The 10643-nt window shown below is 66.2% G+C and carries 9 protein-coding genes and 1 other RNA gene; 6 read left to right on the top strand and 4 right to left on the bottom strand.

Annotated features, from left to right (window positions below; translation table 11 throughout):
- Positions 1-68: 68 nt before the first annotated feature.
- The 3 genes from ACCQ09_RS15370 (at position 69) to ACCQ09_RS15360 (ending at position 1739) form a co-directional block, all read left to right on the top strand.
- A complete protein-coding gene (locus ACCQ09_RS15370) occupies positions 69-1232 on the top strand; it encodes a two-component system sensor histidine kinase NtrB (RefSeq protein WP_228428136.1) in 1164 nt (387 codons plus the stop codon).
- Positions 1225-1587, top strand: a complete 363-nt coding sequence (locus ACCQ09_RS15365; RefSeq protein ID WP_011036384.1) for a response regulator — start codon at positions 1225-1227, stop codon at positions 1585-1587. The genes ACCQ09_RS15370 and ACCQ09_RS15365 overlap by 8 nt, the downstream gene beginning before the upstream one ends.
- 77 nt (positions 1588-1664) lie before the next feature.
- Positions 1665-1739: non-coding RNA, sX9 sRNA (locus tag ACCQ09_RS15360), on the top strand.
- 58 nt (positions 1740-1797) lie between these two features.
- On the opposite strand, the gene ACCQ09_RS15355 is transcribed toward ACCQ09_RS15360, so the two are convergent.
- Both ACCQ09_RS15355 and ACCQ09_RS15350 read right to left on the bottom strand, forming a co-directional pair.
- Positions 1798-3156: a glycoside hydrolase family 16 protein gene (locus tag ACCQ09_RS15355; RefSeq protein ID WP_011036385.1), complete on the bottom strand. Its 1359-nt coding sequence runs from the start codon at positions 3154-3156 to the stop codon at positions 1798-1800.
- A gap of 229 nt (positions 3157-3385) precedes the next feature.
- Complete coding sequence (locus ACCQ09_RS15350) at positions 3386-3655, bottom strand: DUF2798 domain-containing protein (protein WP_011036386.1); 270 nt, start codon at positions 3653-3655, stop codon at positions 3386-3388.
- Between the two features lie 129 nt (positions 3656-3784).
- Here ACCQ09_RS15350 and ACCQ09_RS15345 point away from each other — a divergent pair, with 129 nt between their 5' ends.
- The gene (locus tag ACCQ09_RS15345; protein ID WP_040941621.1) at positions 3785-4792 is read left to right on the top strand and encodes a LysR family transcriptional regulator; all 1008 of its coding nucleotides are present in this window, start codon (positions 3785-3787) and stop codon (positions 4790-4792) included.
- 157 nt (positions 4793-4949) lie between these two features.
- Here ACCQ09_RS15345 and ACCQ09_RS15340 read toward each other — a convergent pair whose 3' ends face one another.
- Positions 4950-6530 (bottom strand): alpha-N-arabinofuranosidase, encoded by a 1581-nt coding sequence (locus ACCQ09_RS15340; RefSeq protein WP_012438940.1) that lies wholly within the window; start codon positions 6528-6530, stop codon positions 4950-4952.
- A 276-nt stretch (positions 6531-6806) separates the two neighbouring features.
- Here ACCQ09_RS15340 and ACCQ09_RS15335 point away from each other — a divergent pair, with 276 nt between their 5' ends.
- Positions 6807-7862: an aldose epimerase family protein gene (locus ACCQ09_RS15335; RefSeq protein ID WP_012438939.1), complete on the top strand. Its 1056-nt coding sequence runs from the start codon at positions 6807-6809 to the stop codon at positions 7860-7862.
- A gap of 277 nt (positions 7863-8139) precedes the next feature.
- Here ACCQ09_RS15335 and ACCQ09_RS15330 read toward each other — a convergent pair whose 3' ends face one another.
- Positions 8140-8937, bottom strand: a complete 798-nt coding sequence (locus ACCQ09_RS15330) for a cytochrome C assembly family protein (RefSeq protein WP_011036390.1) — start codon at positions 8935-8937, stop codon at positions 8140-8142.
- A gap of 280 nt (positions 8938-9217) precedes the next feature.
- Here ACCQ09_RS15330 and ffh point away from each other — a divergent pair, with 280 nt between their 5' ends.
- Entirely contained in the window at positions 9218-10594 is a 1377-nt protein-coding gene (ffh, locus tag ACCQ09_RS15325) for a signal recognition particle protein (protein WP_011036391.1), read from the top strand.
- Positions 10595-10643 lie beyond the last annotated feature (49 nt).

The raw sequence follows: 10643 nt of genomic DNA, 5'->3' as shown, positions 1-10643 counted from the left end.
GTTGGCTTGCACATTGCCTTCACGGCTCCGTCACTATGTTCGCGCGCTTTTCCGGGGGAAACCGCGCGATGGATGCGGAAACGGCCGTGGACAGCGTTGGGCCGCTTTCTTACGACAGCCGGCAATGCCATCTGTTGGTGCAGAGCGTGTCCGACTACGCGATCTATCTGCTGGATACCGCGGGCTTCGTGCGTAGCTGTAATCCCGGTGGCGAGCGCATCAAGGGCTACAGCGCCGACGAAGTGCTCGGTACGCATTTCTCGCGGTTCTATCTGCCCGAAGACGCCGAGCGTGGCGAGCCTGCGCGATCGCTGGACACGGCGTTGCGCGAAGGACGCTTTTCCGCCGAGGGCTGGCGCCTGCGCAAGGATGGCAGCCGCTTCCGGGCCAGCGTGGTGATCGAGCCGGTGCGCGAGCATGGCGTGCTGATCGGCTTTGCCAAGGTCACCCGCGACATCACCGAGCGCCATGAAGCTCAGCAGTTGCTTCAGCACGCGCAGCAGGCGTTGCTGCAATCGCAGAAAGTCGAAGCGCTGGGGCGCCTGACGCTGGGCCTGGCGCACGATTTCAACAACCTGCTGACGGTGATGGTGACCAGCCTGGACCTGATCGCGCTGCGCGCCGGCGAGGATGCACGCACGCGCATGCTGGTGGAGGCCGCGCAGACCGCGGTGGATCGTGGCACCTTGCTGACCCGGCAGTTGCTCGCCTTCGCCCGTGGACAACGGTTGGTGCCCGAGCGCCACGCACCCGCGGCGGTGGTGGAGCGCTCGCTCGAATTGCTGCGGCGCGCCTGCCCGGCCGGCATCAGCCTGCGCGTGGACTTTGCCGATGCGCTGCCCGACGTACGCGTGGACCCCGGCCAACTGGAGGCAGCCTTGCTCAACCTGGTGTTCAACAGCTGCGATGCGATGCCTGCCGGCGGCGGCATCGTGCTCTCTGCGTCCACGCAACAGCGCGCGCCGCTGGACGACCCGCACGGCTCCGCGCGCGCCTATGTCGGCATCGCCGTCAGCGACACGGGCCCGGGCATGTCTGCGCAGGTGGCGCAGCGTGCGAGCGAGCCGTTCTTTACCACCAAGGAAGTCGGCAAGGGCTCCGGCCTGGGGTTGAGCCAGGTGCACGGGTTTGCCGCGCAATCCGGCGGCTTTGTCGATCTGCAGACCGCGCCCGGCCGCGGCACCACCGTGACCCTGTTGCTCCCGGCGATTCTGGAGGCCGAGCATGACTGATTCCCTGCGCTTGCTGATGGTCGAAGACCAACAGGAACTGCGCGATCTCATCGGCGAAGCGCTGCGCGACGCCGGCATCACCGTCGATACCGCCGACGATGGCCACTGCGCGCTGCGCATGCTGCGCGAGAACGGCCCCTACGACGTGGTGTTCAGCGACATCCGCATGCCCAACGGCATGTCCGGTATCGAACTGAGCGAACAGGTGAGCCAGTTGCTGCCGCAGGCACGCATCATCCTGGCCTCGGGCTTTGCCAAGGCACAGTTGCCGCCGCTGCCGGCCCAGGTGGATTTCCTGCCAAAACCCTATCGCCTGCGCCAGCTGATCGGCCTGTTGAAGGGCGAGGGCGGCTGAGTCGCCTTACTGCTCAGAGCAGCTATCAAAACGACTGCGCAGCCGCCAGGCGGGCGCGGCCGGTGCTCGGAATCGGCATGTACCCACGTACACTCCGGTTCCTCCGCGCCGTCCGCACCCACCTGACGGCTGCTCGCTACGTTTTGTTAGCCGCTCTTAGTCTGCATCGCCGCGTGCGTAGCGATGCAGACAAGGGGGCGCTGCCGGCGCTCAACGGCTCTGGTAGTAGACCTTGTCGATGGCGATCTCCACCGGGCTCGCCGGCGGGTCGGCCACCAGCATGAACATCTGTTTGACCGATTGCAGATCCAGGTCATAGAAGGCACTGAAGGGGATGCTCACCTCGTGCCACACGCCATCGCGCACCAGGCCGTACTGGTTGCCGCCCGGCACGAAGTCCACCCAACTGTCGCCAAAGCTGGTGTTGATGCCGATCTTGAAGGTCGACGGCGTGGTGGTCTTCAGATGCAACTTGAGTGAGCCGCCCGCGTAATTGCGCATGTCACGGTAGTCGGTCTGGATGCCCAGTCCATACCAGGCGCCGGCATTGGCGCGGTAGGCCATCACGTTGCCGCCTTCGAACGGTGCCTGCGCAATCGGGCTGAGGTTGTTCCACAGATACAGCTGCGCGTCCTGGCCGAAGGTGAGCCGCGCAGCGGTGTCGGTCTGATCGGTGAACACACCAAAGCGCCCGGCCGGCGCGGTGTGTTGTGCGCCCACATAGAGCGACGCGCCTGGGTTCTGATACAGCCGCAGGTAATCCACTTCCATCTTGCCCGGCAGCGGCGCGGTCACACCGCCCGGCGTGTTGATGCCGGTGAAGGTGCCGCCGACGGCCAGATTGAGCAGCAGGTAATGCTGCTGATGGAATTCGTGCAGCGAGGCGCCTTCGATATTGGAGATCGCAAATTCGAAGTACTGCTGGCCGTCGATGCTCATGCGGATGACGTTCGGGTCCCAGGTCATCCGGTACACGTGGAAGTCGTTATGCAGATCCACTGGGTGGGTGTAGCTGGTGTCGTAGTCGGCCTGCGCGCCGTTGTAGTCCCAGTGCACGGCCGCGCCGATGCGGCGATTGGCGGTGCCGTTGGCGATTGCCGCGGCCATGCCGGCTTCCATCAGATCGATCTCGCCGCGGCCGGGCCACACGCCGATGGTGCCGAGCATCCAGTACGCCGGCCACAGCCCGTTGCCGACCACCGGCGTCTTGATGCGTGCTTCCAGCGTGCCGTACTTGAAGTGCATGCGGCCCTCGGTCTTGAGCCGCGCCGACGTGAACGGCATGCCTTGAAACGCTTCGCGGCGCGCTTCGATCACCAACCGCCCGTTTTCGATGCGCGCGTTCTCGGGCCGGCTGGTGTAGTACTGCATCTCGCCGTTGCCCCAGCCGCACAAGCCGATCTGGCAGCCATTGCCGACGTCATAGGTCCACGTGTTGCCGTCGATGGCGGGGCCGTTGAAATTGTCTTCCCACACCAGTGTTTGTGCGCGCAGCTGCGGGGTGAGCGCTGCACAGGCGGTTCCCAGTAGCACGGCGACCTGCACAGCAACATTGCATCGCATGTTCATTGCCTCTCTCTCCAAAAACGAACCCGGGTTCGTGGAGGGGCGACGCTGCGCAGCTGGTGGTACAGAGTCAAAGCAATTTGCGGTTGTAGTTCAGTTCCGTGGATTTCATTCCGGAATCATTGCGGCCAGCCATGACGGCGGTCGCAAACCGGCATGGCGCGATGCTGCGCGGCAGCACCTGCTTGCGTTGGCAAACCCGGCCGCTGCCGGCAGCCACAGGCGGCACGGCTCAGCGCGGCGGATGCACGGTCCAGGCCACCAGTTGCACGACCAATGGGCGCACCACCAGCACACAGCAAAATGCAGTGGGCATGGCGATGCGGTAGGCATCCAACACCCGCCACAGGTAACCGGCAGCCAGGCCGGTGTTGGCGCCGGTGATCACCAGGCACATCAGCAGCGCCATGATCGCGGCCATGTAGAAGGCGAACACGAACGGGGTGGCGCGCACGCCCAGCTTCCAGCGAGCACGGGCTAGGGCGGTGGGGGTGGCTGACATGCGGTGGCCTCGGGTGGAGTGCGGCGGAGCGGCCACTGTAGAAGCAGCTCACCCAGGCCGGTAGATCGCGTAGCCTTGTTGCTTACGTAAGAAAATCTTACGAATCCATTGGTAAAACTGGCTGGGCATATGAACATTCTTCAGTCCATTCGTAGTTTCGTCAGCACGGTGGATGCCGGCAGCATCGCCGGCGGCGCCAAGCGCCTGGGTGTGAGCCCGGCCGCGGTGAGCCAGAACATCGCGCGCCTGGAGCAACACCTGGGTGTGCGCCTGCTGCACCGGACCACGCGCAGCCTGGCACTGACCGAGCGCGGCGCGCTGTACGTGGAGCAGGTGCGGCAGATCGAACGCGACCTGGAGCGCGCGCGGCAACTGGTGGCTGGCCCGCAGCAGGCCCCGGCCGGCCGCCTGCGCGTGGCCAGCACCGCCGCCTTCGCGCGGCATGTGCTGGCACCGATGTTGCCGTCACTGCGGCAGCGCTACCCGCGGTTGGAGATCGAACTGCTGTGCACCGACCGGGTGGTGCAACACGCGCAGGAAAGCGTGGATGTGAGCCTGCGCATCGAAGCCCAGCTCGAGGACGGCCTGGTGGCGCGCCACATCGCCAATGTGCCGTTCGTGGTATGCGCAGCGCCGGCGTACCTGCAGCGCTGCGGCGCGCCGCAGGCGCCGGACGAGCTGAAATATCACGACTGCCTGCTGCTGCGTTACCCGGTGGATGGGCGCTACCTGCGCTGGAATTTCATCCGCGATGGCGTGCGCTTTCAGCCCGACCTCGGCCGTGCGCTGGTCAGCGACGATGTCGACGCACTGGCCGCCATGGCCGCGGCTGGCGGCGGCATCACACGCCTGGGCGCGTTCGTGGTGCAGCCGTATCTGCTACGCGGACAACTGCAGCCGTTGTTCGTTGCTCGCACTGGCGGCACGGCCACGCCATTCGCGCTGGAGCCGTTGCGGCTGTACCTGTGCGTGGCAGACCGACACGACTTCACCCCCAAGGTGCGTGCTTTCATGGAGCACGTGCTGGAGCGGCTGCCGGACGACTGGCGGATTTCGCTCCCCGCGTTACGCGAGACAGCTGCGCGCCCGACCGACGCGGACGAGTTCACACAGTCGTCAAAGAGCGATGCGCGCTGATCAGCAGCCCTGCGCACACACCATGCATTTGAGAACACACGCCATGCCGCCATGCCGCCATGCCGCCATCGCGCACGCGGTGCAGTGTGCAGGCGCGATGGCAGCGTGGCGGCATCATCCACAGCGCCGTATGCGGCGCCCGCGCATGGTCGCCGCGTTAACGTAGCTTGAGCATCACGATCGCCCGTGCCGGCAGCGCCACCTGCAGCGTGTTGCCCTGAATCCGCGCGCCGGTGAAGGCGGTTGGTTGCACGGTGCGGGGCGCAGCGAAGGTGTTGTGCGCGGTGATCGTCGGTGCGGTGAGCAGTTGCCCCTCCACGCCGCGCACGCTGACCCCGTCCACCGCCACGCTGACCGTGGCCGGGCTGTTGGCATCCAGATTGGTGAGCGCCACATACACATGCCCATCCTTGGCCTTGACCGCCGAGCCATGCACGGCGGGCACGTGGATGTCGCCATGCCGATAGTCGGGGGGCTGCAATTGCAGTGGCAGGTGGGTGGCATCCTGGAACGGCTTGTACATCGCAAATACGTGATAGGTCGGGGTCAGCACCATCCGGTCGCCATCGGTCAGGATCATCGCCTGCAGCACATTGATCATCTGCGCGATATTGGCCATGCGCACGCGATCGGCATGCGCACTGAAGATGTCGATGTTCAACGCTGCCACCAGCGCATCGCGCAGGCTGTTCTGCTGGTGCAAAAAGCCCGGGTTGGCGCCAGGCAGGCCGGCGTACCAGGTGCCCCATTCGTCCACCACCAACGCCACTTTCTTGGCCGGGTCGTAGCGGTCCATGATCGCGCTGTGCTTGGTGATCAGCTCGTCCATCACCAGCGTGCGCGACAGCGTCTCGATCCAGGCTGCTTCGTCGAAGTCGGTGGAGGAGGCGCGCGGCGGCCAGCCGCCAGGCACGGTGTAGTAATGCAGGCTCAGGCCATCCATGAGCGTGCCCGCCTCGCGCATCATTACCTCGGTCCAGTGGTAATCGTCGTTGTTGGGGCCGGGCGCAATCTTCAGGATTTTCTGGTCGGACGGCGCCTTGACGAAGGTCTGGTAGCGCCGATACACATCGGCGGCGTACTCCACCCGCATGTTGCCGCCACAGCCCCACAACTCATTGCCGACGCCGAAGAACGGCACCTTCCACGGTGCCTGGCGGCCGTTGGCGCGACGTTGCTCCGCCAGGCTGGAGCGCGTGCCGGCGGTCATGTATTCCACCCACTGTGCAATTTCGTCCGGCGCGGCATTACCGACATTGCCCGCCACGTACGCGTCGGTGCCCAGCAGCTCGGTGAAGTCCATGAATTCGTGCGTGCCGAAGCGGTTGGACTCTTCCACGCCGCCCCAGTGCGTGTTGACGCTGATCGGGCGTTTGCCGGGCGCGCCGATGCCATCGCGCCAGTGGTACTCATCGGCGAAGCAGCCGCCGGGCCAGCGGATATTCGGCACCGCAATCGCCTTCAGTGCCGCCAGCACGTCGTTGCGATAGCCGCGCGTGTTGGGAATGGAAGACTCCGGTCCAACCCAGAGACCGCCATACACGCCGGTGCCCAGGTGCTCGGCGAACTGCCCGAACAGATGCCGCGACACCTGCGCGCCTGGCTTCTCTACCTGCAGCGTGCCGCGCACCTGCACATCGGCCGCCTGCGCGCCACTACCGCTCACGGTCAGTGCGATCAGCACGGCCGGCAACAGCCATGAACGCGGTTGCCGCAAGGTGTTGGAAATCCACTGCATCGGTGTGCTGCTCCTGTCGAGGAATGGGCGAGGGCAAGTGCGGGGGCGGTGCGTCGGCGAGCGCTGGCGCGCTGCAAGCCTAGTGCGTGCGGCCTCGCCTGTCTGCGCCGCAGGCCACGTTGCTTACTGCCACATCTGCTGGCTGGCAGGCTCTGCCGCGTGCGAGTGCGGGGTGGCGTACCAGGTGGCACCGCATCGCCAGGATGTGCGCCGCGCCATGGTGCCGGGCCGGTGGCGCCGCTATGCTCGCCGCTCACTTCATCGGCGGGTGTCTTCATGCAGCGAGTGTTCGGAACCTTGGCGGACGGTGTCCAGGTGCATGCGCTGCGCTTGCGTGGCGATGGCGACCTGGAAGCGGAAGTGCTCACCTACGGCGGCATCCTGCACGCGCTGGAACTGACCACCCCGCAAGGCCGCGTGCCGCTGGTGCTGACACTGCCCGATCTGCCCGCCTACGCCGCCGACAACGACAGCCTCAACATCCTGGTCGGCCGCTTCGGCAACCGCATCGCTGGCGCCCGCTACACCCTGGACGGCGTGACCCATGTGCTCGCCGCCAACGAAGGGCGCAATCAGCTACATGGGGGGCTGCATGGCTTCGGGCGGCGCGTGTGGGAGGTGCTGGAGCAGGCGCCGAACCGGGTGGTGCTCGGCTACACCTCGCCCGATGGCGAGGAAGGCTACCCCGGCACCTTGCAGGTACGCGCGCAGCTGCAGGTGCAGGGCAATCGCCTGCATCTGGATTTCGAAGCGCAGTGCGATGCCCCCACGCCGTTGAACCTCACCCATCACCCGTATTTCAATCTGTCCGGTGACCCGCAGACACGCGCGGCCTCGCAGGTATTGCGCGTGCCTGCGGAGCGCTATCTGCCCGTGGATGCCGAATCGATTCCGACCGGCGAAATTGCCTCGGTCGCGGGGACGCCCTTCGATTTCCGCACGCCTGCTGCGCTGGCCGAGCGCATCGACCCTGCGCATCCGCAGGTGGTGCTCGGCAAGGGCTACGACCAGTGCCTGGTGCTGGCGAAGGACGCGCACAACGACTGCATCGCCGAGCTGTACTCCCCGCAGAGCGGCGTCGCGCTGCGCATCACCAGCGATGCGCCGGCGGTACAGCTGTACGAAGGCCAGCATCTGGATAGCCACCATCCCGGCCTGGGCCGTGGCGTCTGCCTGGAACCGCAGGACTATCCGGATGCGCCCAATCAGCCAGCGTTCCCGTCGGCGATCCTGCGCCCGGGCCAGGTATATCGGCGGCGCATTGCCTACCACTTTGCGGCCCCCGGGCCGGAGCAGCCGTGGACGTCGGTGATCGCTGCGCTGAATGCGTGAGGGTGGTCGCTGGGCTGCTCCTGCAGACGAGATCGTCCGGCGCGTGCGTCGATGACGCCCGGCGTGGCGGTGAGGTAGCGGCGCGTTGCTGGTCGTGGCTGTAACTGCAGCCACCTCGGCGGCCGCAATGCGTCTCAGCGCAGCGAGCGTACACGGCCGGTAACACCGGCCTTAGTGATCGCTAACACTGCAGGCTGGCGTGCCTGATCAATCGCGAGCAATGGATAGGCGCTTACGCCTCCAATATCGCCGCATCGCGCCACCGCCTGGCCCACCCTCAGCCGCCGCGCGGCCCCAGCACCAGTTCAATCACGAACTTGCTGCCGAAGAACGACAGCACCAGCAAGGCCATGGCGGTCAGCGTCCAATGCACCGCCTTGGTGCCGCGCCAGCCGTTGCGCCAGCGGCCGATCAGCAGCGCGCCGAATACGATCCACGACAGGATGCTCAGCACGGTCTTGTGCAGCAGCCGCTGGGCCAGGAAGTCCTGCACGAACAGCAGGCCGGTCAGCAAGGTCAGGGTGAGCAAAATGAAGCCCACCGTGATCGTGCGGAACAGCAGCGTTTCCAGCTCAGTCAATGGCGGCAGCGCCCGCAGCCAGGTGTGGAAGTCGCGCCGGCGCAGCGCACGCTCCTGCAGCCACAGCATGATCGCCAGCAACGCGGCGATCCCCAGCGTGGCGTAGGCCAGCAGCGCCATCCAGGCATGCAGTTCCAGCCGCCAGCCCAGATCCGCGCTGGGTTCGTGGCCGTAGCCGTGGTAACAGGCCAGCAGGATTGCCGCCAGCGGAAACACCACTACGCCCACCGCTGCCATGCGCCCGCGTCCGCCAAACACCGCGGTCAGTCCGGCCATGCCCAGCCCGGTCAGCGACAGTGCGGCGAAGAAGTGCATGTCCGGCCCGCCCGCAGTGCGAAACGCCACCAGCACGTGATAGCCGGCATGCAGTGCCACGGCCGCCAGGGCCGGCAGCAGCCAGCGCGCGGGCGACTGGTTGCCATCGCGCAGTACGGCGCGGGTGAGCAGTCCGGCGGCCAGCAGGTACAGGGCAAAGGCGATGAGAACGATTGTCATCGTTGAAGTTTCGCATATTGGTGGGGCCGGGATTCGGGAATCGGGATTCGTGAAGCAGCAGCTGTGGGTCGCGCGAGTTGAGGGGCTGGCAGCGAGCACTCGTGGGGCCGGGCATCGACCTGGCGCTGGTCGGGCTGGCGGCGACGCGGGCGGCCTGGGCGAGCTGACCATGTCGGGCAGGACAGGGGCGCTGGTCCGGGGTAGCGGCGCTGGCCGGGGCAGGCCGTCAGCCGGTGCCGCTATAATCGGCACCCGTTTCCCCTTACGCGGTCCCTTGCGCATGTTCGAGTCCCTTACCCAACGTCTCTCCGGCACCATGGAGCGCCTGCGTGGCCGTGGCCGCCTGACCGAGGAGAACATCCGCGAAGCCACCCGTGAGGTGCGCATTGCGCTGCTGGAGGCCGACGTCGCGCTGCCGGTGGTACAGGCCCTGATCGAACGCATCAAGGTGCGTGCAGTAGGCCAGGAAGTGCTCAAGTCGCTGACCCCGGGCCAGGCGCTGATCAAGATCGTGCGCGACGAGCTCACCGCCGTCATGGGCGCCGCCGCTGCCGACCTCAACCTCAATGTGCCGGCGCCGGCCATCATCCTGATGGCGGGCCTGCAGGGTGCGGGCAAGACCACCACCGTGGGCAAGCTCGCCAAGCACATGAAGGAAAAGCGCAAGAAGAAGGTCATGGTGGTCTCGGCCGACGTCTATCGCCCGGCCGCGATTGAGCAGCTCAAGACCCTGGCCGAACAGGTCGGTGTGCTGTTCTTCCCCTCCGATGCCTCGCAGAAGCCGGTGGACATCGTGCGTGCGGCCATCAGCGATGCACGCAAGTCCTTCGCCGACGTGCTGCTGGTCGATACCGCCGGCCGCCTGGCGATCGATGCGGCGATGATGGACGAGATCAAGGCGCTGCACGCCGCGGTCAATCCCACCGAAACCCTGTTCGTGGTCGATGCGATGACCGGCCAGGACGCGGCCAACACCGCCAAGGCCTTTGGTGAGGCACTGCCGCTGACCGGCGTGGTGCTGACCAAGACCGACGGCGACGCGCGCGGCGGTGCGGCGCTGAGCGTGCGCTACATCACCGGCAAGCCGATCAAGTTCGTCGGCACCGGCGAAAAGACCGACGGCCTGGACGTGTTCCATCCGGACCGCGTGGCCAGCCGCATCCTGGACATGGGCGACGTGCTGTCGCTGGTGGAGCAGGTCGAGCACAGTGTCGACCAGGAAAAAGCCGCCAAGCTTGCCGCCAAGGTCGCCAAGGGCAAGAAGTTCGACCTCAACGACATGAAGGAACAGCTCGAGCAGATGCAGAACATGGGCGGCATCCATGGGCTGATGGACAAGCTGCCGGGCATGGGCCAGATCCCGGACAACGTCAAGCAGCAGGTCACCGGCAAGGAAGTGCCGCGCATGATCGCCATCATCAACTCGATGACCAAGAAGGAACGCCGCAACCCGGCGTTGCTCAACGGCTCGCGCCGCGCCCGCATCGCGCGCGGCTCCGGCATGCAGCCGGCCGACGTCAACAAGCTGATGAAGCAGTACCAGCAGATGGAAAAGATGATGGGCAAGCTCGCCGGCGGCGGCATGAAGGGCCTGATGCGCAACATGAAAGGCATGATGGGCGCCATGGGCGGCCGCGGCGGCATGCCGTTCCGCTGAGTTCCACGCGCTCGCGCACATGAGTACCGTGGCAGGCAGGCGGTGCCTG

This window comes from Xanthomonas sp. NCPPB 2586 (genome assembly GCF_041475775.2).
Classification (GTDB): Bacteria; Pseudomonadota; Gammaproteobacteria; order Xanthomonadales; family Xanthomonadaceae; genus Xanthomonas; species Xanthomonas campestris.
Note: the sequence above shows the minus strand (reverse complement) of the source record. Positions and strands in the feature narration are given on the sequence as shown.